At 68.9% G+C, this 23,288-nt stretch carries 21 protein-coding genes and 1 pseudogene; 14 read left to right on the forward strand and 8 right to left on the reverse strand.

Annotated elements, in window-relative coordinates:
• Window positions 1-91 precede the first annotated feature (91 nt).
• Window positions 92-2,050, reverse strand: a complete 1,959-nt coding sequence (gene asnB, locus A5764_RS03915) for an asparagine synthase (glutamine-hydrolyzing) (protein ID WP_067108889.1) — start codon at window positions 2,048-2,050, stop codon at window positions 92-94.
• Window positions 2,051-2,171: 121 nt separating this feature from the next.
• Here asnB and A5764_RS03920 point away from each other — a divergent pair, with 121 nt between their 5' ends.
• The 4 genes from A5764_RS03920 to A5764_RS03935 all read left to right on the forward strand — a co-directional run bounded on the left by A5764_RS03920 (window position 2,172) and on the right by A5764_RS03935 (window position 5,370).
• A complete protein-coding gene (locus A5764_RS03920; protein ID WP_067108892.1) occupies window positions 2,172-3,287 on the forward strand; it encodes a cytochrome c oxidase subunit II in 1,116 nt (371 codons plus the stop codon).
• Between the two features lie 8 nt (window positions 3,288-3,295).
• Window positions 3,296-3,715 (forward strand): cytochrome c oxidase subunit 4, encoded by a 420-nt coding sequence (locus A5764_RS03925; RefSeq protein ID WP_067108895.1) that lies wholly within the window; start codon window positions 3,296-3,298, stop codon window positions 3,713-3,715.
• A 183-nt stretch (window positions 3,716-3,898) separates the two neighbouring features.
• Window positions 3,899-4,726, forward strand: a complete 828-nt coding sequence (locus tag A5764_RS03930) for an MmpS family transport accessory protein (RefSeq protein ID WP_067108898.1) — start codon at window positions 3,899-3,901, stop codon at window positions 4,724-4,726.
• Window positions 4,726-5,370: a DUF2561 family protein gene (locus tag A5764_RS03935; protein ID WP_067108901.1), complete on the forward strand. Its 645-nt coding sequence runs from the start codon at window positions 4,726-4,728 to the stop codon at window positions 5,368-5,370. Before A5764_RS03930 ends, A5764_RS03935 begins: the two co-directional genes overlap by 1 nt.
• Window position 5,371: 1 nt before the next feature.
• On the opposite strand, the gene A5764_RS03940 is transcribed toward A5764_RS03935, so the two are convergent.
• Window positions 5,372-5,605 (reverse strand): hypothetical protein, encoded by a 234-nt coding sequence (locus A5764_RS03940; RefSeq protein ID WP_067108904.1) that lies wholly within the window; start codon window positions 5,603-5,605, stop codon window positions 5,372-5,374.
• A gap of 234 nt (window positions 5,606-5,839) precedes the next feature.
• On the opposite strand from A5764_RS03940, the gene A5764_RS03945 reads away from it, so the two are divergent.
• Window positions 5,840-7,474 (forward strand): fatty acyl-AMP ligase, encoded by a 1,635-nt coding sequence (locus A5764_RS03945; RefSeq protein WP_067109122.1) that lies wholly within the window; start codon window positions 5,840-5,842, stop codon window positions 7,472-7,474.
• A 15-nt stretch (window positions 7,475-7,489) separates the two neighbouring features.
• Here A5764_RS03945 and A5764_RS03950 read toward each other — a convergent pair whose 3' ends face one another.
• Genes A5764_RS03950 through A5764_RS03965 form a run of 4 tightly spaced genes read right to left on the reverse strand, consistent with a single transcriptional unit; the run spans window position 7,490 to window position 11,898 of the window.
• Window positions 7,490-9,172 (reverse strand): cytochrome bc complex cytochrome b subunit, encoded by a 1,683-nt coding sequence (locus A5764_RS03950; RefSeq protein WP_067108907.1) that lies wholly within the window; start codon window positions 9,170-9,172, stop codon window positions 7,490-7,492.
• Window positions 9,169-10,395 (reverse strand): ubiquinol-cytochrome c reductase iron-sulfur subunit, encoded by a 1,227-nt coding sequence (locus tag A5764_RS03955; protein WP_067109125.1) that lies wholly within the window; start codon window positions 10,393-10,395, stop codon window positions 9,169-9,171. Before A5764_RS03955 ends, A5764_RS03950 begins: the two co-directional genes overlap by 4 nt.
• The gene (locus A5764_RS03960) at window positions 10,392-11,246 is read right to left on the reverse strand and encodes a cytochrome c (RefSeq protein WP_067108911.1); all 855 of its coding nucleotides are present in this window, start codon (window positions 11,244-11,246) and stop codon (window positions 10,392-10,394) included. Before A5764_RS03960 ends, A5764_RS03955 begins: the two co-directional genes overlap by 4 nt.
• 40 nt (window positions 11,247-11,286) lie before the next feature.
• Window positions 11,287-11,898, reverse strand: a complete 612-nt coding sequence (locus tag A5764_RS03965) for a heme-copper oxidase subunit III (protein ID WP_067108914.1) — start codon at window positions 11,896-11,898, stop codon at window positions 11,287-11,289.
• Between the two features lie 139 nt (window positions 11,899-12,037).
• Here A5764_RS03965 and trpD point away from each other — a divergent pair, with 139 nt between their 5' ends.
• Entirely contained in the window at window positions 12,038-13,117 is a 1,080-nt protein-coding gene (gene trpD, locus A5764_RS29180) for an anthranilate phosphoribosyltransferase (RefSeq protein ID WP_156664479.1), read from the forward strand.
• Here trpD and A5764_RS03970 read toward each other — a convergent pair.
• Window positions 13,055-14,908, reverse strand: a pseudogene (locus A5764_RS03970) (DEDD exonuclease domain-containing protein); the annotation flags it as partial. The gene trpD and the pseudogene A5764_RS03970 overlap by 63 nt on opposite strands.
• A gap of 138 nt (window positions 14,909-15,046) precedes the next feature.
• On the opposite strand from A5764_RS03970, the gene A5764_RS03975 reads away from it, so the two are divergent.
• The 4 genes from A5764_RS03975 (at window position 15,047) to pimB (ending at window position 18,712) form a co-directional block, all read left to right on the forward strand.
• Entirely contained in the window at window positions 15,047-15,295 is a 249-nt protein-coding gene (locus A5764_RS03975; RefSeq protein WP_231989600.1) for a hypothetical protein, read from the forward strand.
• A 218-nt stretch (window positions 15,296-15,513) separates the two neighbouring features.
• Window positions 15,514-16,650, forward strand: a complete 1,137-nt coding sequence (gene ripC / locus A5764_RS03980) for a peptidoglycan hydrolase RipC (protein WP_369807272.1) — start codon at window positions 15,514-15,516, stop codon at window positions 16,648-16,650.
• A 64-nt stretch (window positions 16,651-16,714) separates the two neighbouring features.
• Complete coding sequence (locus A5764_RS03985) at window positions 16,715-17,530, forward strand: hypothetical protein (RefSeq protein ID WP_067108920.1); 816 nt, start codon at window positions 16,715-16,717, stop codon at window positions 17,528-17,530.
• 39 nt (window positions 17,531-17,569) lie between these two features.
• Window positions 17,570-18,712 (forward strand): GDP-mannose-dependent alpha-(1-6)-phosphatidylinositol monomannoside mannosyltransferase, encoded by a 1,143-nt coding sequence (gene pimB, locus A5764_RS03990; protein WP_067108923.1) that lies wholly within the window; start codon window positions 17,570-17,572, stop codon window positions 18,710-18,712.
• A gap of 20 nt (window positions 18,713-18,732) precedes the next feature.
• Here pimB and A5764_RS03995 read toward each other — a convergent pair whose 3' ends face one another.
• Window positions 18,733-20,535: a long-chain fatty acid--CoA ligase gene (locus A5764_RS03995; RefSeq protein WP_067108926.1), complete on the reverse strand. Its 1,803-nt coding sequence runs from the start codon at window positions 20,533-20,535 to the stop codon at window positions 18,733-18,735.
• A gap of 114 nt (window positions 20,536-20,649) precedes the next feature.
• On the opposite strand from A5764_RS03995, the gene A5764_RS04000 reads away from it, so the two are divergent.
• The 4 genes from A5764_RS04000 (at window position 20,650) to A5764_RS04015 (ending at window position 23,258) form a co-directional block, all read left to right on the forward strand.
• Complete coding sequence (locus A5764_RS04000; RefSeq protein WP_067108929.1) at window positions 20,650-21,039, forward strand: polyketide cyclase / dehydrase and lipid transport; 390 nt, start codon at window positions 20,650-20,652, stop codon at window positions 21,037-21,039.
• A gap of 104 nt (window positions 21,040-21,143) precedes the next feature.
• Complete coding sequence (locus A5764_RS04005) at window positions 21,144-21,581, forward strand: SRPBCC family protein (protein WP_067108932.1); 438 nt, start codon at window positions 21,144-21,146, stop codon at window positions 21,579-21,581.
• A gap of 16 nt (window positions 21,582-21,597) precedes the next feature.
• Window positions 21,598-22,857, forward strand: coding sequence for an ArsA family ATPase (locus A5764_RS04010; RefSeq protein WP_082951473.1), 1,260 nt, complete (start codon window positions 21,598-21,600; stop codon window positions 22,855-22,857).
• The gene (locus A5764_RS04015; RefSeq protein ID WP_067108935.1) at window positions 22,854-23,258 is read left to right on the forward strand and encodes a hypothetical protein; all 405 of its coding nucleotides are present in this window, start codon (window positions 22,854-22,856) and stop codon (window positions 23,256-23,258) included. The genes A5764_RS04010 and A5764_RS04015 overlap by 4 nt, the downstream gene beginning before the upstream one ends.
• The last annotated feature ends 30 nt before the right edge of the window (window positions 23,259-23,288 follow it).

The raw sequence follows: 23,288 nt of genomic DNA on the forward strand, positions 1-23,288 counted from the left end.
TGAACTCACGGCCTTCAGTGTGAGCTGAGGGCGGCGACACGCCGAAGGTCCGCGCCCAGGGTTCACACGCGAGTCTGTCGGCGCAGGGAACCTAGAGCTGCACCGGGTAGTGCGGCTCGCTGATCTGCGGCACCACGCTGTGCTCGACGAAGATCGCGTGCCACAGCATGAAGATCAGCACGGTCCACAGCCGGCGGCTGTGATCGCTGACGCCGTTGCGGTGTTCGTCGAGCATCCGGCGCACGGCGGCCAGGTCGACCAGATGATCGGCCTGCGACGAGCCCACCAGCCCGTGGGCCCATTCCAGCAGCTCGCCCGTGCGCAGCCAGTGCCGGATCGGCACCGGGAACCCGAGCTTGGGCCGGTGCAGCACGTGCGCCGGAACGATCGGCTCCAGCGCGCGACGCAGGGCGTACTTGGTGGTGATGCGGGTGATCTTCGCCTCCACCGGCAGTCGCGACGCGACCGCGAACACCTCGGGATCCAGGAACGGCACCCGAAGCTCGAGCGAGTTGGCCATCGTCATCTTGTCGGCCTTGACCAGGATGTCGCCGCGCAGCCAGGTGAACAGGTCGACGTGCTGCATGCGGGCCACCGGGTCCCAGCCGGTCGATTCCGCGTACACCGACGCGGTGACGTCGGTGTGGGTCCACTCGTCGCGGAACCCGGGCAGCACGTCGCGCAGCTGCGCGTCCGAAAAGCTGCGGGCGTTGCCGTAGTAGCGCTCCTCGAGCGTCAACGATCCGCGGTGCAGCAGGCTCTTACCGCGCATGCCCTCCGGCAGCGGCTTGGACACCTTACCCACCGAACGCCGCAGCGGCCGGGGCAGATAGTCAAAAGGCTTGAGCGACAGCGGCTCCCGGTAGATCGTGTAGCCGCCGAACAGCTCGTCGGCGCCCTCGCCGGACAGCACCACCTTGACGTGCTTGCGGGCCTCGCGGGCGACGAAGAACAGCGGCACCAGCGCCGGGTCGGCGACCGGCTCGTCGAGGTACCAGACGATCTCCGGCAGGGCCGCGACGAACTCGTCGGCGCTGACCACCTTGGCGATGTGGCGGGCGCCGATCGCCTCCGCCGAGGCCACCGCGACGTCGATCTCCGAGAACCCCTCGCGCTCGAAGCCGGTGGTGAACGTGATCAGCCGGGGGTTGTGCCGAATGGCCAGCGCCGCGATGGCCGTGGAGTCGATGCCGCCCGACAGGAACGCGCCCACGGTGACGTCGGCGCGCATGTGCTTGGCCACCGAATCCTCGAGCACCGCGGTGATTTCGTCGTAGCGAGCTTGCTCGGTGTCGCGGGTGATCGGCGTGGCGGCGAACCGCGGCACGAAGTAGCGCGTGATCTCCGGCTGCTGGCCCGGCCGGATGCGGGCATAGCAGCCCGATTCCAGCCGGCGCACCCCGCAGTGCAGCGTCTCGGGCTCCGGCACGTACTGCAGCACCGTGTAGTGCTGCACCGCCCGCTCATCGATGCCGCTGTCGAACCCGACCAGCTCGGCCAGATCCATCAGGCATTTCTTTTCGCTGGCCACCGCCGTGCCGCCGGCGCCGGTCGCCATGAACAGCGGCTTGATGCCGAAAGGATCACGGGCACAGAACAATTGCCGGGTGACGGTGTCCCACAGCGCGAACGCGAACATGCCCCGCAGCCGCGTCAACACCTCGGTACCCCAGTAGTGATAGCCGGCGACGATGGGTTCGCCGTCGCCGTCGGTGGCGAAGACGACGCCGTGCCGGGCCGTCAGCTCTTCGCGCAGCTCGAGGTAGTTGTAGATCTCGCCGTTGAACACCAGCACGTAGCGGTCGGGCGCCTCCGGCGGCCCCCACCGCAGCGGCTGATGCGAATGCGCGATGTCGATGATGGACAGTCGGTTGAAGCCGAACACCGCGCTTCCTGCGGCGCCGTGGTCGCCAGGGTCCGTCCAGGTGCCCGGCTCGTCCGGCCCACGATGACGCATCAGGTGCGACGCGCGGGCGACGGCGTCCTCGGTCCCGGCCCCGAGGCCCTCAGCACCGGCCGGGACCGCGACGAACGCCAGCAGACCACACACGGCGCCCCAGTATGCCGCACTCGCGCGGCGGGTGGCGGTTGACCGGCCGGGGTTTCGTCGCCGGGCTGAGCGGCGTGGTCTACGCTGCGTAGTATTCGATATCCGAGCAGGAGGCGCCAACGTGACACCTCGCGAGCAGGTCCGTTCGCAACGTTTGTCGCACGGCATGTTTCGGGGGCCTTTTGTACGCCGCTCCGGGGGCGCTGAGCGGGGTCTTTCCCGCCGTCTTCGGCCGCTGGCGCTGGCCGCGACGTTGGGCCTGCTGGCCGTCACCCTCAGCGGATGCAGCTGGACGCAGGTGCTGGGCATGGGCTGGCCCGAGGGGATCACCCCGCAGGCGCACGTCAACCGGGAGCTGTGGATCGGGTCGGTGATCGCCGCTCTGGTCGTCGGCGTCGTCGTGTGGGGCCTGATCTTCTGGTCCTCGGCGTTTCACCGCAAGAAGGCCACCGACACCGAACTGCCGCGGCAGTTTGGCTACAACATGCCCCTGGAGCTGGTGCTCACCGTGACGCCGTTCCTGATCATCTCGGTGCTGTTCTACTTCACCGTGGTGGTGCAGGAGAAGATGCTGCATCTGGCCAAGGACCCCGAGGTCGTCATCGACATCACCTCCTTCCAGTGGAACTGGAAGTTCGGCTACCAGAAGGTCAACTTCAAAGACGGCACGCTGACCTACGACGGCGCCGACCAGGCGCGTAAACAGGCCGTGGCCTCCAGGCCGGAGGGCAAAGACGAGCACGGCGAGGAGCGCGTCGGGCCGGTGCGCGGGCTCAACACCGCCGACCGGACTTACCTGAACTACGACAAGGTCGAGATTCTCGGAACCCCGCAAGAGATCCCGGTGCTGGTGCTGCCGGCCGGCAAGCGCATCGAGTTCCAGATGGCTTCCGCGGATGTCGTGCACACGTTCTGGGTGCCGGAATTTCTGTTCAAGCGTGACGTGATGCCCAACCCACAGGCGAACAATTCCGTCAACGTCTTCCAGGTCGACGAGATCACCAAGACCGGGGCGTTCGTCGGTCACTGCGCCGAGTTCTGCGGCACCTACCACTCGATGATGAACTTCGAGGTTCGGGTGGTGCCGGCCAACGACTTCAAGGCCTACCTGCAGCAGCGGATCGGCGGCAAGACCAACGCCGAGGCGTTGCAGGCGATCGCTCAGCCCCCGCTGGCGGTGACCACCCACCCGTTCGATACCCGCCGGGGTGAAAAGAACACGAGCCCAGTAGGTTAGGACCCTCAATGCATATCGAAGCGAGGCTCTTCGAATTCATCGCGGCCTTTTTCCTTTTGACGGCGGTGCTATACGGGGTGCTGACCGCGCTGTACGCCACCGGCGGCGAGGAGTGGGCGGGCACCACCGCATTGACGCTGACCGGTGGCCTGGCGTTTATCACGGCGACCTTTTTCCGGTTCGTGGCGCGCCGGCTGGATACCCGTCCCGAGGACTACGAGGGCGCCGAGATCAGTGACGGCGCAGGCGAATTGGGCTTCTTCAGCCCGCACAGCTGGTGGCCGATCCTGATCGCGTTGTCGGGCTCGGTGGCCGCGGTCGGCATCGCGTTCTGGCTGCCGTGGTTGATCGCCGCCGGGGTGGTGTTCATCCTTGCGTCGGCGGCCGGGTTGGTCTTCGAGTACTACGTCGGCCCCGAGAAGCACTGATTTGCGACCCAAAGGTCACAATCAGGGCATCAGTTGATCGTTGGCCCGTTTGCCAAGACTTCTTCGCGGTAGCCGGTTCGGTAGGGTTTGCCCAAGCACTATGAGAAGTTCCCAAGCGCGCGCGCAACGGTCTAGCCGCGAAGCCCCGCGCGCTGGTGAGGTAGTTGGACAGGGCAGGCAAACATGAGTGGGCCGAATCCTCCGGGATCAGAACCGGAAGAACACGATTCCGCCGGCGAACCCAGCCACGAACCGGACGCCGGTGGCCACCCCGGCGACGCGTTGTCGCCCGAAGCGGTCGAACCCCACGACGAGCTGGGACCCCTCGACGACGGCGCCGAAATAGCGGCAGCGGACCAGACGGGTCAGACGGACGCGTACTCGCGCGCCTACTCGGCCCCCGAGTCCGAGCATTTCATCAGTGGTCCCTACGTGCCGGCCGACCTTCGGCTCTACGAGTACGACGACTACGACGAGGCCACCGAGGACGACGAGCACCGTGCCCCGCGCTGGCCGTGGGTGGTCGGCATCGCCGCCATCGTGGCCGCGATCGCGCTCGTGATTTCGGTGTCGCTCCTGGTCACCCGAACCGACACCAGCAAGCTCGCCAACCCGGCCACGACCACCACGCCGTCGACTCCGCCGATGCAAGACGAGATCACGACCACCAAACCGCCGCCGCCGGCGACCACCCCGTCGGCGGCAGTGGCGCCGCCACCGCCGACCTCGACCCCCAGCGGTCCGCGCCAGGTCACCTACTCGGTGACCGGCACCAAGGCGCCGGGCGACATCATCTCGGTGACCTACGTCGACGCGTCCGGGCGCCGGCGCACGCAGCACAACGTGTACATCCCGTGGTCGATGACCGTCACCCCGATCTCGCAGTCCGACGTGGGCTCGGTCGAGGCGTCCAGCCTTTTCCGGGTCAGCAGGCTCAACTGCTCGATCACCACCAGCGACGGAACGGTGCTGTCGTCGAACACCAACGACTCGCCGCAGACGAGCTGCTGATGGTCAGCAGATATTCCGCCTATCGCCGCGGGTCCGACACCGTTCCGCCGGGCGTCATCGACCGGATACTGGTCGGGGCGTGCGCCGCGATCTGGCTGGTGTTGCTGGGCGTGGGCGTGGCCGCCGCCGTCGCGCTGACGGACCTGGGCAGCGGCTTTCACAAGATGGCCAAGAACTCCCACACGCCGTGGGTGTTGTACGCCGTCATCATCGTTTCCGCGCTGATCATCGCCGGGGCGATCCCGGTGCTGGTGCGGGCCCGGCGCATGGGCCTGACCGACCCGGCCGCACGATCGACGTCGGCCACAGCACGCGCGAACAGACCCCCGGTGCGGCTGATGTCGCCCGCCCCGCGGACCGCGGCCGATCGGGCGCGCCAGCCCAGGGTGCAGGCGGCGCGGCCGTCGGCCGAGGAGTGGTCCGGTGCGGCCGTGGACCGGGTTTGGTTGCGCGGCACCGTGATTCTGACCGGCACCATAGGTGCGGCGCTGATCGCGGTATTGGCGGCGACGTACCTGATGGCCGTTGGGCACGACGGCGCGTCGTGGATCGGCTACGGGCTGGCCGGGGCCCTCACCTTGGCCATGCCGGTGGTTGAGTGGCTACACATCCGACAGCTGCGCCGGCTCACCGGCGCACAGTAGCTCAGGACTTTTTGGCGTACCTGCGAACCAGCTCGTCCTCACCGAACGTGCTCGTGCGCTGCCGGCCGGTGCCGTCGCTGCTGAAGAAGGTCCACTGCCGCGGAGTCGTCTGCGGCCCGCTGATCAGCTTGACCGTGAGGCGCAGGTCAGTGGGACGCAGCGTGCCGATGACGTCACCGACCTTGACCTGCGATGGATGAATCTGCGGTGCGTCGCACCAGTTCTGTATGGCCACTTCACCTGTTCCTCACGTTGTATCGGTAAGAATACCTGCGATCCGCGTCCCGCGCTGACGGTTGCGCATAGCTGGTGCGCCGCAACGGCTTTGTTGCGATATCACAACGACCGGATTGACGCGGGCGCGCCCGCGCGCGCGTACTCGCGTCACGGCCGTAGCTTCGGCCCTGTCACCTCATATGTCCCGAGATGGCCACAACGGTTTGTGAAGACCTGACACATGGGAGGTGTGGTGAGCAGGTTCGTCGAGACGATGCTGGGCAGCGCGGAGTCCAGTAGTCGCGGCCTGGTGACCGGTGACCCTGGCTCGCCGGTGCGTTCCACCTGGGGCGAGGTCCATCAGCGGGCCCGCCGGGTAGCGGGGGGATTGGCCGCGTTGGGCGTCGGCCCGGGCGATCGGGTCGGGGTGCTGGCCGGCGCCCCGGTCGAGATCGCGCCGACGGCGCAGGGCGTGTGGTTGCGCGGCGCGTGCCTGACGATGCTGCATCAGCCGACGCCGCGCACCGATCTGCAGGTGTGGGCGCACGACACGTTGGCGGTCATCGCCATGATCGAGGCGACGGTGGTGATCGTGTCCGACCCGTTCATGGCCGCGGTGGCGGTGTTGGCCGAGCACGGGCTCACGGTGGTGACGATCGCCGAGCTGCTCGCCGCCGCACCCGTCGACGTCGTCGACAGCGGTGACGACGCTCTGGCGCTGTTGCAGTTGACGTCTGGCTCCACCGATTGCCCCAAAGCGGTGGCCATCAGCCACGCCAACGTGATGGCCAACGCCGAGGCGATGTTCGTCGGCGCCGAATACGACCTGGATACCGACGTGATCGTGAGCTGGTTGCCGCTGTTTCACGACATGGGCATGACCGGGTTTCTGACGGTGCCGATGCTGTTCGGCGCCGAGCTGGTCAAGGTCACACCCATGGACTTCTTGACCGATATCTTGTTGTGGCCCAAGCTGATTGACAAGTACCGGGGCACGATGACCGCCGCGCCGAACTTCGCGTACGCATTGCTGGCCAAGCGGTTACGCCGGCACGCCAGGCCCGGGGATTTCGATTTGTCGTCGTTGCGGTGGGCGTTATCCGGTTCTGAGCAGGTCGAACCGGCCGATGTGGAGGACTTCTGCGCGGCCGGTGCGCCGTTCGGGCTGCGTCCCGAGGCGATCCTGCCTGCCTACGGGATGGCTGAAACCACTGTGGCGGTGTCGTTTTCGCAATGCGGCCTGGGACTGCTGGTCGACGAGGTGGACGCCGACATGCTCGCTGTGCTGCGCCGGGCGGTACCCGCCACCACCGGCAACACCCGCCGGCTGGCCTCGCTGGGGCCACTGCTGGACGGTATCGAGGCCCGCATCGTCGATGAGTATGGCGCCATCGAGCCAACCCGGGGAGTGGGCCTCATCGAGGTGCGCGGCGAGCCGGTCACGTCGGGATACGTCACGGTCGGCGGTTTCGTGGGCGCCCAAGACGACCAGGGCTGGTTCAGCACCGGGGATCTGGGATATCTCACCGAGCACGGGCACGTAGTGGTCTGCGGCCGGGCCAAGGATGTCATCATCATGGCCGGACGCAACATCTACCCCACGGACGTGGAACGTGCCGCCGGGCGGGTCGTCGGAGTGCGTGCGGGGTGTGCGGCGGCCGTGCGGCTCGACGCGGGTCATTCCCGGGAATCGTTTGCCGTCGCGGTGGAGTCAAATCACGTCGACGACCCGGCGCAGGTGCGGCGCATCAAGCACCAGGTGGCCCACGAGGTGGTCACCGAGGTCGCGGCGCGCCCACGCAACGTGGTGGTCCTGGCCCCCGGCGCGATTCCCAAGACACCCTCGGGCAAGCTGCGCCGCGCTTACGCGCTGTCGCTGGTCAGCTGACCCGCTGCCGCGGGGCTAGTGCTCGCTGTGTTCGCCGTTGGGCGAACCGACGATGCCGTCGCCGTTCGAACCGACGATGCTGTTCTGGTATTCGCGCAGCGCGGTCAGGGCGCGTTGCTCACCGGAGTGCGCCGCCTCGCGCAGCGCCGCATCCTGCGACGCCGGGTCGGCGGACAGGAAGCTGCCCGAACCCGGGGTGCCGGCCAAGCCCAGCTTGTTCATCCGCTTGGGCACCGCCGCGCCCTCGTATTCCAGCGGAATCGGGTGACCGTGGCCGTCGACGGGGCCCAGCGGCTGGTGCAGCTCGATGTAGGCGCCGTGCGGCAGCCGCTTGATGATGCCCGTCTCGATGCCGTGCTCGAGCACGGCGCGGTCGCTGCGCTGCAGCCCGATGCACCACCGGTAGGTGATGAAGTAGACCATCGGAGGCAGGATCACCATGCCGATGCGCCCGATCCACGTCGTCGCGTTCAGCGAAATGTGGAACTTGAACGCGATGATGTCGTTCATCGCCGCCAGGGTGAGGATCATGTAGAAGGCGATCGCCATGGCGCCGATCGAGGTGCGCACGGGCACGTCGCGCGGCCGCTGCAGCAAATTATGGTGCGCGTAGTCGCCGGAGAACCGCTTCTCCAGGAACGGGTAGATGATCAGCAGGATGAACACCAGGCCCATGATCAGCGCGACCCAGACCGGGGCCGAGATGGTGTGGTGCCAGAAGTAGAACTCCCAGGGCGGCCAGATACGGGCCAGGCCCTCGGTCCACATCATGTAGAAGTCCGGCTGCGAGCCGGCCGACACCTGAGATGGCTTGTAGGGGCCCAGGTTCCAGATCGGGTTGATCTGCAGCAGGCCGCCCATCAGGCCCAGCACGCCGACGATGGCCGCGAAGAACGCGCCGGACTTGACGGCGAAGATCGGCATCACCCGCACGCCGATGACGTTGTGCTCGGTGCGGCCGGGGCCGGGGAACTGGGTGTGCTTCTGGAACCACACCATCGCCAGGTGAAGCCCGATGAGCGCCAAAATGATCCCCGGCAGCAGCAAAATGTGCAGGGCGTAGAGCCGCGGGATCAAGATGGTGCCGGGGAAGTCGCCGCCGAACAGCGCCCAGTGCAGCCAGGTGCCGATCACCGGCATGCCCAGGGTGATGGACGACAGCGCCGCGCGCAGGCCGATGCCCGACAGCAGGTCGTCGGGTAGCGAGTAGCCGAAGTAGCCCTCGAACATGGACAGGATCAGCAGCAGCGAGCCGATCACCCAGTTGGTTTCACGGGGGCGCCGGAACGCTCCGGTGAAGAAGATGCGCGCCAGGTGCACCATGATCGCCGCGGAGAACATCAGCGCAGCCCAGTGGTGAATCTGGCGGACGAACAGCCCGCCGCGGACTTCGAACGAGATGTTCAGCGCCGACTCGTAGGCGCGCGACATCTCGACCCCGCGCAGCGGTTGGTAGATGCCGTTGTAGGTGACGTCGGTCATGGACGGGTCGAAGAACAGCGTCAGGTACACGCCGGTGATCAGCAGCACGATGAAGCTGTACAAGGCGATCTCGCCCAGCAGGAACGACCAGTGGGTGGGGAAGACCTTGTTGAGCTGTCTGCGGACCGCCGCCGACGGGTGATACCGCGTGTCGATGTCCTCGCCCTGCCGGGCCAGGACGTCACCGATCTTCGGGGGACTCAGTTTTGGACTCATGTTGTCGTCCTCTCCCAAAATGCCGGTCCGACGGGCTCGATGAAGTCACCGTTGGCCACCAGATAACCCTCGCGGTCGATGGTGATGGGCAGTTGCGCCAGCGCGCGCGCCGCCGGGCCGAAGATCGGCTTGGCGAAATGCAGCGCGTCGAACTGGGACTGGTGACACGGGCACAGGATTCGGTAGCTCTGCTCTTCGTACAGCGATGCGGGGCACCCCAGATGCGAGCAGACCTTGGTGTAGGCGAAGAACTCGCCCCAGTTGAAGCTCTCCTGGCCTTGGCGCTTGACCATCCGCGACATGTCGCTGGGCCGGATTCGGATGAGCATCACGGGATTACGGACGCCCATCTTGATCTGGGTCAGCTTTTCGTGGGATTCCGCGGTGGTGCCGTCGCCGTCTGACTCGCGCCACGGGAAGACGGTCTCCATGCCGCCGGCGTCCATGTCCTCCGGGCGCATCTTGAGGAACGGCGCCCCGTTGTGCGAGCCGGTGGCCCGCGCCAGGTAGATGGTTTCACCGTGATAGCGCGGGGTCCAGCCGGACGTCCACAGCTCGGCCTTCAGCCCCTCGGCGGTGGGCACCACCGGCTTCCACGGGTTTTTGATCAGGCCGCCGGCAAAGGCGACCAGGGTGCCGAGGCCAAACGCGCCCAGGCCCATGCCCAACGACAGTCCGACCAGCTTGCGCCGCCCGATCGTCGAACCCTGGAAGGCGTCACCCAGGTTGGCGACCACCGTCTTGCGGTCGATTTCACGCGAGGCGCCGTCGTGGCGGTCCTGGATCGAAATCTCTTCCGGGATAAAGCGTTTCTGGTAGAGAACCGCGCCGATCGCGATGCACAGGATGGACAGCCCGAAGGTCAGGCCATACAGCGGGGTGGCCAGCGTGTAGAGGAAGCTGCCCGCGGCCTCCCGCGGCTTGTACTCCCAGGGCCAGAACAGGAAGACCAGCAGCAGCGCCATGCCGAACCCGCCGCCCAGCAAAAGCCACCGCGCCACCGAACGCTCGGCGCGCTTTTCGGCCTTGGTGCCCTCGATCGGCCAGCGCGGCTCCTTGAAGACGGTCTCGACGCCGTCGAGTTTGCCGCCGAGCGCGACCAGTTCCTGCGGGGACATGGCGGCCAGCGCCGCCTCGTCGGGCTCTTGGTGCGCGCCGGCGCCTCCCGATGCTTTGTCGGTGTCAGAGCCGCGCACGTCTTGCTCGTTGGACAAGTCGCTCATGATGATCGCGCCCCAATCCACAGTGCCAGCCCGATCGCGGCCACCATGCCGATGATCCACATGGCCATGCCCTCGGGTGCGGGTCCGAAGCCACCGAGGCCGTAGCCGCCCGGCTGGCGCTCCTCGCTGACGGTCTTGACGTAGCCGATGATGTCCTTCTTGGCGTCGAAGGACAGCTGGCGGTCGGAGAACTTCGGCATGTTCTGCGGGCCCGTCAGCATCGCGGTCAGGATCTGCTGCTCGTTGGCGGGCTCGAGGTCGGGCGCGTACTTACCGGACGACAGCGCCCCGCCCTTGCCGGTGAAGTTGTGGCACGACGAGCAGTTGAGCCGGAACAGGTCGCCGCCGCGGCCCAGGTCCTCGCCGCGCAGCGAGCGCATCGCGACGCTGCCGTCGGGGTTGCGCACCACGGTGGGGCCGCCGCCGTTGGCCTGCACGTAGGCGCCGATGGCGTCGATCTGGGACTCGTCGAAGATCGGCTCCTTGCGCGGCGCCTGGGCCTCGCCGCGCATGGCGGGCATCCGGCCGGTGGACGTCTGGAAGTAGATGGCCGCCTCGCCGACACCGATCAGGCTGGGGCCGTGGTCGGGCACACCTTGCAGGTTGGCGCCGTGGCAGGACACGCACGAGGTGTCGAACAGCTGCTTGCCGGTGCGGAGCAGCGCCGACGACGACTCGTCGGCCACGGCCACCTGCGGGGTGGGGGTCAGCACGGCGGCCAGGCCGCCGGCGATGGTCAGCGCGACGAGCAGCAGCAGGCCGCCGGACAGTCGCCGGCGCAGGCGCCGCCGCGCGCGATCGTTGCGCGCACCGCGTGGCGTAGCGGATCGGGTAGACCCCAGTTTCTTCAACCGAGCACTCCTGTCCATTCCGTTTCGAAAGCGCCGGCCTTCATCGGATGAAATAGATCACGGTGAACAGCGCGATCCACACGATGTCGACGAAATGCCAGTAGTAGGAGACGACGATGCTAGCCGTCGCCTGCGCCGGGGTGAACTTGCTCATCCCGGTGCGGGCCAGCAGGAAGATGAAGGCGATCAGCCCGCCCGTCACGTGTAGGCCGTGGAAGCCGGTGGCCAGATAGAACACCGTGCCGTAGGCGCTGCCCGGGATGGTCGTGCCGTGCGACATCAGGTGGTAGTACTCGTAGGCCTGGCCCAGGACGAAGAACAGGCCCATCAAGAACGTGATCACGTACCAGCGGCGCAGCCCGAAGACGTCGCCGCGCTCGGCGGCGAACACGCCCATCTGGCAGGTGAATGACGACGCGATCAGCACCAGCGTCACCGGGACGGCCTGATACAGGTTCAGCTCGGTCGGCGGCGGCGGCCACTTCCCGCCGGCCTGCGCCCGCGCGGTGAAATACATCGCGAACAGGCCAGCAAAGAACATGAGCTCGCTGGAAAGCCACACGATGGTGCCGACAGCGACCATGTTGGGTCGATTCAGCGAATGCACTCGCGACGTGATCGCAGTACCCGAGGTCCCCACAGCGCTGGTCACATCCGCAAGTATGACGCTTTGTAGTTGTTGAACTCTACCCGGGTCGCAAATTGGGGTTTTCCGCGGCGCGTTCCGGCCGAAGCGCGCGTGGCCGTGGCAACGGTTGGGGCGCGGTCGATCCCCGTGGGACCATCGGCGCGTGGCCGCGTCACCAGAACCCACGCCCCCCGCGCCCGCCTCGTCGTGGCGGCAGGTCCTGGGGCGCTTGACGGGCGGAGACCCGTTGGCACGGGGACAGGCCGCCTGGGCCATGGACCAGATCATGACCGGCGACGCGAGCGCGGCCCAGATCGCCGCCTTCGCGGTGGCGATGACGATGAAGCGTCCCACCGCGGCCGAAGTCAGTGAGCTTGCCGAGGTGATGCTGAGCCACGCGCGCCCGATGCCCGCCGACGCGATCCCCGACGACGCCGTCGACATCGTCGGCACCGGTGGCGATGGCGTCAACACCGTCAACCTGTCCACCATGGCCTCGATCGTGGTCGCCGCCGCGGGGGTGCCGGTGGTCAAACACGGCAACCGGGCGGCGTCGTCGCTGTCCGGGGGCGCCGACACGCTGGAGGCCCTCGGGGTGCGCATCGACCTGGGGCCCGCCCAGGTGGCGCGCACCCTTGCCGAGGTGGGGATCGGGTTCTGCTTCGCGCCGCTGTTTCACCCCTCGTACCGGCACACGTCTGCGGTGCGTCGCGAGATAGCGGTGCCAACCGTGTTCAATCTGCTTGGACCACTTACCAATCCGGCCAGGCCGCGAGCCGGTTTGATCGGCTGCGCCTTCGCCGACCTCGCCGAGGTGATGGCCGGGGTGTTCGCGGCGCGCCGCTCCAGCGTGCTGGTGGTGCACGGCGACGACGGCCTCGACGAGTTGACCACCACCACCACGAGCACGATCTGGCGCGTGCAGGCCGGCACGGTGGACCGGCTGACGTTCGACCCGGCCGGATTCGGCTTCGCCCGCGCCGAGCTGGACGAGCTGTTGGGCGGCGACGCGGAGGCCAACGCGGCCGAGGCGCGCGCGGTGTTCGCCGGCGCCAAGGGGCCGGTGCGGGACGCCGTAGTGCTCAACGCCGCCGGGGCCATGGTCGCCCATGCGGGCCTATCCAGCCGCGCCGAATGGCTGCCGGCGTGGGAGGAGGGATTGCGGCGCGCCTGCGCGGCCATCGACTCCGGTGCGGCCGAACAGTTGCTCGCGCGATGGGTGCGGTTCGGCCAGGGTCTCTGAATCGGCCTGTTCGCCGGCGACCCGCGCCGAGCGGGCCAACGCCGCCCACGCCGCCCAGGCGCCGGCCGACCGCAGCGGTGAGGCCCATCCGGCATCGCCCACGCCGGCCACCCGGACGATGCGCACCCCGGGGCTCGCCAGCCAGCGTGCGATCAGCGCGGTCTCTTCGACCAGCGCCCCGCCCAGCGGGGCCGTCGTCCGCAGAATCGCCTGTGCGCCAGCGTGAATGGCGTCGATCACCGGCATCGGGGGCACCCCGCGCTTGGCGGTGCCGGCCGCCGCGAGTTGGCCGTAGCGGATGACGACGAGGTGGTAGCCGCCCTGACCATCCGGGCCCTCCGGCTTGGCGGCGATGAGCTCAGGCAGCGCGGCCAGCGCCCCCAGCCGCTGCCCGCGCCACAGCGTCTCGATGGCCGTGGCGGTGCGGTCCCGCAGCCGCGCGGCGCTCTCGAAGAAGCGCTGCTCGGCCAGCGCGCCGACCTGGTCCACGGCGGCGGCCAGGGCGCCGTTGTCCAGCCCGTCGATCAACGCCGCGACGCGCGCGACGGCCGCCGCGTACTGGGTGGCCGTGGCGTCGCGGGCGCCCGGGCACGGCGACACCTCGACCTGTGGGCAGGCCGGCCCGTGCAGCGCCGAGCGTCCTAGTCGCGCGGTGCAGGTCCGCAGCCCGCTGAACCGCGCCAGCAGCGCGGCGGTGTCGGCGGCGTCGGTGCGGGACCGAAACGGGCCGACGGCGCGGTCGTGCCGCGGCGCCCGCACCGCCGACAGCCGCGGAAACGCCTCGTCGGTGAGCGCCACCCACCACCACCGCTGCGGGAATCGCGACCGGCGGTTGTACGGTGGGGCGTGCGCGGCCAGCATGCGCAGTTCGCGCACCCCGGCCTCGAGCGCGTGCGCGCACTCGACGTGGTCGACCGCGCTGGCCAGCGCGACCATCTCCTTCATCCGGCCGCGGGGGTCGGCGCCGGTGAAGTACTGGCCCACCCGGCGCCGCAGGTCAACGGCGGTGCCGACGTAGAGCACTTCGCCGGCGGGGCCGCGGAACAGGTAGACGCCGGTCCGGTGCGGCAGCCCGTCGGCCAGCACCTTCTTGCGGCGCTGGGCCGGCGTCACGTCGGGCAGATACGAGCGCAGGTCGGCGTAGGTGTGCACGCCCTGGTTGCCGACTCGCTCGATGAGGGCATGCAACACCTCGACGGTGGCGCGCGCGTCGTCGAGGGCGCGGTGCGTGGGCTGGGCGGCGACCGCGAACAGCCGCGCCAAGGCGGCCAGCCGCACGCTGGGTGCCTCCTCGCGGCTGAGCACGCGACGAGCCAGCCGCACCGTGCACAGCACCTGCGGCCGCGGCCACGGGATCTCGCAGCGCTGCGCCGCGGCGCGCAGGAATCCGACGTCGAACCCGGCGTTGTGCGCGACGAGCACGGCCCCGAGGTCCAAGCCGGCGAATTCGAGGAACATCGGCAGCACGGCGTCGATCGTGGGGGCGTCGCACGCCATCGCCGTGGTGATGCCGGTGAGCCGCACGATCTGCGGTGGGATGTCGCGCTGCGGGTCGACGAGGGTGGCGAACTCGCCGAGCACGACGCCGCCGCGGACCTTGACCGCGCCGATTTCGGTGATGGCGTCGGGGGCGGTTCCGTCGGCGCCTTTGGCGCTTCCCCCGGTGGTCTCCAGGTCCACGACGACGAAAGTGGTTTCGCGCAAAGGGATTTCGTCGACGGGGCCGGCGGCCGGGTCCCATGGGGCGCCCAGGTCGGCGAAACTCAGCTGAGTCGCACCGCTCGCACTCATGGCGGTGAGGTTAGGCACGCGCACCGACAGCCGGGCGGTTCCCACGCCGGGTCGGCCGCGGAGAGATGTCGGTGGCCGCGGTTAGCGTGCGGGTAGCCCGACGCGGCGTTGGGAAGCCAGACCGAGAGGACCCCCCTGATGACAAGCAACAGTGCTCACCCCGGGTTCGGGGCGCCAGGCAAGGACGGGCCGGTGCTGATTGACTGCGACGACTGCGCGGTGCGGGGCCCGGGCTGCCGCGATTGCGTGGTCAGCGTGTTACTCGGGGTTCCGGAAACGTTGTTGGACGACGAGCGCGCCGCGCTGGAGGTGCTCGCCGACGTGGGGCTGGCGCCGAGGCTGCGTCTGGTTCCGATTCGCCGCGAGCGAGGGTCCGGTGTAGCGTAATCGCCTTGTGCGCCAAAACGACTGGGGTCTTAGACTCCTGCCATCATTCACAAAGTAATGACAGAAATCTATCCATTTTCTTAACGATCCGGTTTGGACAAACGTCGATATCGTTTCGTAACCTGTTTGAGACCTAAACCAGCTCGACGGCGCTCCGACAGGATCCGGCAGCGACCCGTCCAAGGCCGTTTAAGGATGAAATTTTGAGGCTCGACTCTATGTACCCGCGTGCGCGTCTCCTGACACGTTCTGCTATCGGTACGTTAGCGGGCTTGACCGTCTTCGCGGGGGTTTTTGCTGCCAATTCGTTTGCCGACCCGGCCGATGACGCGCTGGCCAAGCTCAACCAGCTGTCTCGCCAGGCCGAGCAGACCACCGAGGCGATGCATAGTGCGCAGCTCGACCTGAACGACAAGCTGGCGGCCCAGCGTGCGGCGGAGAAGAAGCACACCGACGACCAGGCCGCGGTGGACGCGGCGAAGGCTCGCCTGGCCCAGTTCCAGGGCGCCGTCAACAAACTTGCCGCCGCGCAATACATGGGCGGCCGCGTCGACGGCATGTCGGCCATGCTCACGGCGGGATCGCCGCAGGGCCTGATCGACAAGCTGGCCGTGCAGCGCCTGATGGCGACGCAGATGCGCAACCAGATGGCGAGCTTCCGGATCGCCGGTGATCAGGCCGCCAAGGCCGAGCAGGCGTCCGCCAAGTCGGCCGCCGACGCGAGAAGCGCCGCCGAGCAGGCCGCCGCGGTCCGGGCGGCCCTGCAGTCCAAGCAGAGCCAGCTGCAGGTGCAGATCGCCGTGGTCAAGTCGCAGTACCAGACGTTGTCGCCGCAGCAGCGCACCGCGCTCGCCGACCCCGGCCAGGTCCCGGCCGCCGCCCCGGGTCCGGGTGGGCCGGCGCCGGACGCCGTGCCGCCGGGGGCCCCGCCGCCCGACGGGCAGGTTCCGGGTCAGGCTCCGCCGCCGGGCGGATTGTTCGCGCCGGGTCCCGGCGGTGTCGGCGGCGGTGATCGCGCCACCGTCGTGCAGGCCGCGCTGACCCAGGTCGGGTCGCCCTACGTGTGGGGCGGTGCCGCACCCGGTGGGTTCGACTGCTCCGGCCTGGTGATGTGGGCGTTCCAGCAAGCCGGCATCTCGCTGCCGCACTCCAGCCAGGCGCTGGCCCACGGGGGTCAGGCGGTGTCGCTGTCGGACCTGCAGCCCGGCGACGTGCTGACCTTTTACTCAGACGCCTCGCACACCGGCATCTACGTCGGCGACGGGATGATGATCCATTCCTCTACCTACGGCCAGCCCGTGCGGGTGGTGCCGATGGGCGCAGGGGGCCCGATCTACGACGCCCGCCGTTACTAAACGGCCCGGACCGGGGCGGCGGCGCTGGCTCCCGTTCCTGCTGGCCTGGGTTTTCGTCGTCGAGCTGATCGCCGCCGCGGCGGTTCCGGTCAGGCAGGAGCGGGACAGCGTCGCGTTGCGCCCACAGCTGGTCGTCCCGCCCCGTCGGCCGATAAGCGCTCCGGCGGCGCCCATGCTGGTCGGGGACCGCGCCGTCCGGCTGTTCGGGGGTGGGCCGGTCAGCGGACGAGTGCTATCGCGTGTCGCGGCGAACATCGGCGGTGCGGTCGAGGCGGTGGATGCCTTTTGGGGGGTCGATTGGCCGCGCGAAATATCGGTGGTCGCCGCCGGCTCCGACGAGGAGTTTCGCGCGGCCGCCGGCGGCGGGCCGGAAGCGCAGTGGGCCGACATCGCGGCGGTGACGGTCGTCGACCACGTCGACCCCGCGCACCGGGTAGCGATCGGCCAGCGCATCGTATTCGCGCCGGGCGCGGCCAACATGAGCGAACCGGCATTTCGAATTGTGTTGACCCACGAGCTTTTTCATTACGCGGCCCGAGGCGACACCGCCCTGGACGCGCCGCGCTGGCTGACCGAGGGGGTGGCCGATTTCGTCGGCCGGCCGAGCACATCGAAACCCGAGGATGCGCTCACGATCGCGCTGACGCTGCCGTCGGACGCCGACCTCGATACGCCCGGGCCGCAGCGGTCACTGGGCTATGACCGCGCCTGGTGGTTCGCCCGCTTCGTCGCCGACGTCTATGGCGCGCCGAAGCTGCGCGCGTTCTACCTTGCCGCGTGCGGCGTCGGGCACGGCGACCTTGCCAGCGCCATCCACGGCGTCCTCGGCACCGACTACGGGGGCCTGTTCGCGCGCTGGAAGCAGTGGATGCTGCCCTAGACCCTCGCAGCCACGCGTCGACACGCTAGCCTTTCGCACGTGAGCCGGGTCCTGCTGGTAACCAACGACTTTCCACCCCGTCCCGGCGGCATCCAGTCCTACCTGGGCGAGTTCGTCGGCCGGCTGGTGGGCGCAGGGTCGCACGCGGTCACCGTGTACTCCCCGCAGTGGAAGGGCGCCGACGCCTTTGACAACTCGGCCGAGGCGGCCGGGTATCGAGTGGTGCGCCACCCCGGCACGCTGATGTTGCCCGGCCCGGCGGTCGACGCGCGGATGCGCCGGCTGATCGCCGAGCACGGCATCGACACGGTCTGGTTCGGCGCGGCCGCGCCCCTGGCGCTGCTGGCGCCGCGCGCCCGGCAGGCCGGCGCGTCGCGGGTGCTGGCCAGCACGCACGGCCACGAAGTCGGCTGGTCGATGCTTCCGGTCGCGCGGTCGGTGCTGCGCCGGATCGGCGACGGCACGGACGTCGTCACCTTCGTCAGCTGCTACACGCGGTCCCGGTTCGCGTCGGCCTTCGGACCCGCGGCGAGGCTGGAGTACCTGCCGCCCGGGGTGGACACCGACCGGTTCCGGCCCGACCCGGCCGCCCGGGCCGAGCTGCGCGGTCGCTACCGGCTGGGCGAGCGGCCCACCGTGGTGTGCGTGTCGCGGCTGGTACCGCGCAAGGGCCAGGACACGCTGATCAAGGCGCTTCCGTCGATCCGGCGGCGGGTCGACGGGGCGGCCCTGGTCATCGTCGGCGGCGGTCCCTATCTGGACGCGCTGCGCAGGCTCGCCACCGATTGCGGAGTCGCCGAGCACGTGACGTTCACCCGCGGCGTGCCGGCCGATGAACTCCCCGCCCACCACGCGCTGGCCGACGTCTTCGCCATGCCGTGCCGAACCCGCGGCGCCGGCATGGACGTCGAGGGCCTGGGCATCGTGTTCCTGGAGGCCTCGGCCACGGGCGTCCCGGTGATCGCCGGGCACTCGGGCGGGGCACCGGAAACGGTGCGGCACAACAAGACCGGGCTTGTGGTCGATGGCCGCTCGGTGGACGAAGTCGCCGAGTCGGTCAGCGAGTTGCTGACCGATCCCGACCGGGGCGCCGCGATGGGCGCGGCCGGGCGACAGTGGGTGACGTCGCAGTGGCGCTGGGACACCCTGGCCGGGCGGCTGGCCGATCTGCTTCGCAGCTGAACGGCTCGAGCGGCCGCCCGTTACTCCTTCTCGTAGATCGATTCGATGTCGGAGGCGAACTTCTCGGCCACGACGTTGCGCTTGACCTTCATCGTCGGCGTCAGCTCGCCGGTGTCCTCGGTGAAGTCGACCGGCAGGATGCGGAACTTGCGGATCGACTCGGCGTGCGACACCGCCAAATTGGCGTGCTTGACGGCCGCGTCCACCTCGGCGACGAGATCGGGATCGGCGGCCAGATCGCCCACCGACGCGCCGGACGGCTTGTGGTTGCGTTCCTTCCAGCCGCCGAATGCCTCCGGATCGATCGTGATCAGCGCGCCGACGAACGGCTTGGCGTCGCCCACCACCATGGCCTGGCTGATCAGCGCGTGCGCCCGCAGTTGGTCCTCGAGCACCGCGGGAGCGACGTTCTTGCCGCCGGCGGTGACGATGATCTCCTTCTTGCGACCGGTGATCTTCAAGAAGCCGTCCTCGTCGAGCGCCCCGAGGTCGCCCGTCTTGAACCAGCCGTCGGTGAAGGCATCGCTGCTGGCCTGCTCATTGCGCCAGTAGCCGCTGAACACCACGCCGCCGCGCACCAACAGCTCCCCGTCCTCGGCGATGCGCATGCTGTTGCCGGGCAACAACGTTCCGACCGTCCCCATCTTGACCTTGCCGACCTGGTTGACCGTGATGGCCGAGCTGGTCTCGGTCAGCCCGTAGCCCTCATGGATGGTCACCCCCACGCCGCGGTAGAAGTGGCCCAGCCGAGCGCCCAGCGGCGCGCCACCCGAGACGGACGCGTGGCACTCACCGCCCAGTGCCGCGCGCAACTTCCCGTAGACCAGCCGGTCGAACAACGCATGCCGGGCACGCAGCAGCAGCCCGGGCCCGCCGTTGTCCTGGGCCTCGCTCCAGGCGACCGCGGTTTCCACGGCCGCAGCGAAGACCCGGCCCTTGCCGTCGTTGGCGGCGTTTTGCTCGGCCGTGTTGTACACCTTCTCGAACACCCGGGGCACCGACACCACCACCGTCGGCTTGAACACCGCGAACTGCGGCAGCAGGTTCTTGAGGTCGCTGGTGAAGCCGACTGTCACCTTGTTGGCGAACGCGGACAGGGTCAGCGACCGGGCCAGCACGTGGGCCAGGGGCAGGAACACCAGCAGCCGCTGGCCCTCGTCCAGCAGCGTCGGGAGACATTCCTTGGCGCCCCGGGTCTCGTAGAGCAGGTTGGAATGGGTGAGCTGGCAGCCCTTGGGCCGTCCGGTGGTCCCCGAGGTGTAGATCAGCGTGGCCGGGTTCTCGGCCCGCAGCGCCTCGAGCCGGACGGTCAGCTCGGCCGGCTCGACGGACGCGCCCGCCTCGGCGAGCTGGTCGAGCGCCTTGGGGCCGGCACCGTCGATGTGCAGCACCCGGCGCAGCGCGGGCAGCTCGGTGGTGAGTTCGGTGACCATCGCGGCGTGGGCGTCGGTCTCGGCGAACGCCAGCACCGCTTCGGAGTCCTGCAGCACCCAGCGCACCTGCTCGGCCGACGAGGTCTCGTAGATCGGCACGGTGACACCGCCGACCGAGAGGATCGCCAGGTCCAGGATCGCCCACTCGTAACGGGTGGCCGAAAAGATGGACACCCGGTCACCGGCCTGCACCCCGAGCGCGATCAGCCCCAGCGCCGCCGAGCGAACCTGGCCGGCCGCCTCGGCGCACGTGACGTCGGTCCAGACGCCGTCGATCAGACGCCGGAAGATGGCGAAGCCGGGATCGTCTCGCTCGTGCGCGAAGACCATGGCCGCGATGTTGTCGTGCTCGCCGACGGAAAAGCGGGCGGGGACACTGTACTCACGCATGTGGCCCAGCGTAATCCGCGCATTCGCGCAGCACGGCGGCAGTCCGCTGGTCGGACCGCGTTGCCTGACCTGCCCCGACACGGACCATGCGCAGCGGTGTGTGAAGCTGGGGGAATGAACAGCATCCAGGTCGCGGATGAGACGTTTGTCGCCGCCGACGGCGCCAAGGTCGGCGCCGCGGTCTCCGATCCCGCGTCCTGGCGGCGGTGGTGGCCGGACCTGCGGCTGCGCGTCGTCGAGGATCGCGGCGAAAAGGGGATCCGCTGGACGGTCACCGGCGCGGTGACCGGGACCATGGAGGTCTGGCTGGAGCCGTCGCTGGACGGGGTTGTGCTGCACTACTTCCTGCACGCCGAACCCAGCGGCGTGGCGGCCTGGCAGCTGGCCAAGCTCAACTTGGCGAAAATGACACACCGCCGTCGGGTGGCGGGCAAGAAAATGGCCTTCGAGGTCAAAAGGACGGTGGAGCGGTCACGACCGGTCGGCGTTTCTCCGGTAGTTTAACTCGATCAAGGTTTGGCAGGGCGAGTACCGTTTCGGCCCGGGAGCCGGGGTACTCCTGCATATCGCGGGGCCTACCCACATGCGGGAGAGAGGGCAGCAGCCAGGTGGCGGAGAAGACGACGCAGACCATTCACATCGACGCCGATCCGGACACGGTCCTTCAGGTGATCGCCGACATCGACTCATACCCGGAGTGGATCTCGGAGTATAAGGAAGCCGAAGTGCAGGAGCGGGGCGCCGACGGCTACCCGAAGGTCGTGCGCTTCGTGATGGACGCCGGCATCATCAAAGACACCCTGGTCATGACCTACCAGTGGCCCAAAGACCGTAAGTCGCTGAGCTGGAGCCTGGTGTCCAGCTCGCTGCTGAAGTCGCTCGAGGGCTCATACCGCTTGGCGCCCAAGGGATCTGGCACCGACGTCACCTACGAACTGTCGGTCGACCTTGCGCTCCCGATGATCGGGTTGCTCAAGCGCAAGGCCGAGCGCAGGCTGACCGACACCGCCTTGAAGGATCTGAAGAAACGAGTCGAGGCTGAGTGAATCCGCTGAATTCCGGGTGTCCGCCCCGGCCCGGATCAGTCTCTTCGTTGGCAAGGGCGGGGTAGGTAAGTCGACCCTGGCCGCCGCGACCGCGGTCCGTGACGCGGGCGCCGGACAGCGGGTGCTGGCGGTGTCCACCGACCAGGCGCACTCGCTGGGCGACGTGCTGGGCGTCCCGGTCCCACCGAGCGGCCGGGGTGACCTCGTACGCGTGCTCGCCGACCTCGAAACCGGAGGGGCGCAGGCGGGCGGCGGCTTCCTCGACGCGCTGGCGCTGGACACCCTGGCCCTGCTCGAGGCCCGGTGGCACGACGCGGTCAGCGCGCTGGATCGGCGGTTTCCCGAGTCCGAGTTGAGCAGCATTGCCCCCGAAGAACTTTCGGCGCTGCCGGGGGTGCAGGAGGTGCTGGGACTGCACGCCGTCGGCGAGCTCGCCGCCTCCGGGCGATGGGATCGCGTCGTCGTCGATTGCGCCTCGACCGCCGACGCGCTGCGGATGCTGACCCTGCCCGCCACCTTCGGGCTGTACGTGGAACGCGCGTGGCCGCGTCACCGCCGGCTGTCCATCGCCTCCGACGACCCCCGCTCGGCCGCGGTGGTGGAACTGATCGAGCGCATCAGCGCCAGCGTGGAGCGGCTCAGCGCGTTGCTGACCGACGGCGATCTGGTCAGCGCCCACCTGGTGCTGACCGCCGAACGGGTGGTCGCCGCGGAGGCGGTGCGCACGCTGGGGTCGCTGGCGCTGATGGGTGTGCGGGTCGAGGAGCTGATCGTCAACCAGGTTTTGAGCGAAGACGAGTCCTACGAGTACCGCAACCTGCCGGAGCACCCGGCGTTCTACTGGTACGCCGAACGCATCTCCGAACAACGCGTCGTCCTCGACGAGCTCGACGCCACCATCGGCGACGTCGCGCTGGTGCTGACGCCGCACCTGTCCGGCGAGCCGATCGGAGCCAAGGCGCTGGGCGCGCTGCTGGACAGCGCCCACCGACGAGGCGGGGCGGCGCCGCCGGGTCCGTTGCGACCGGTCGTGGACCTCGAATCCGGCTCGGGGCTTGGGTCGATATACCGGATGCGGCTAACGTTGCCCCACCTCGATCCTCGAGGACTTACCCTGGGCCGCGTCGACGACGACCTGATCATCAGCGCCGGCGGCTCGCGGCGCAGGGTCCGGCTGGCGTCGGTACTGAGGCGATGCACGGTGCTGGACGCGAACCTGCGGGGTACCCAGCTGACAGTTCGTTTTCGACCGGATCCGGAGGTGTGGCCTAAATGAACGGGGCTCATCCCGAACTCGGTCCCGAGCTGCGCAGGCTGGCGCAGGCGATCCTGGACAGCATCGACCCCGCCGTTCGAACGGCGGCCGCGCTGACGGCGGGCGCCGGGGTCGGGACCGGCAAATGCCAGCAGGTGTGGTGCCCGGTGTGCGCGCTGGCCGCGTTGGCGACCGGCGACCAGCACCCGCTGCTCACCGTGATCGCCGACCACAGCATGGCCCTGCTGGAAGTCATCCGCGGCATCGTCAGCGACATCAATGACATCGACCGGTCGGGCAAACCGCCACCGGACGGGCCGGCCGGCGGCGGTGCCGACGCCGATGCCGACGCGGGCGCCACCGCCGGCGACACCACCGTGAAGACCCGCTACCAGCCCATCCCGGTCACCGTCGAGGAGTGACCCGCCCGCTTTCGAAGGTGGTCCCTTGCG

The organism is Mycobacterium sp. 852002-51057_SCH5723018, assembly GCF_001667035.1.
Classification (GTDB): Bacteria; Actinomycetota; Actinomycetes; order Mycobacteriales; family Mycobacteriaceae; genus Mycobacterium.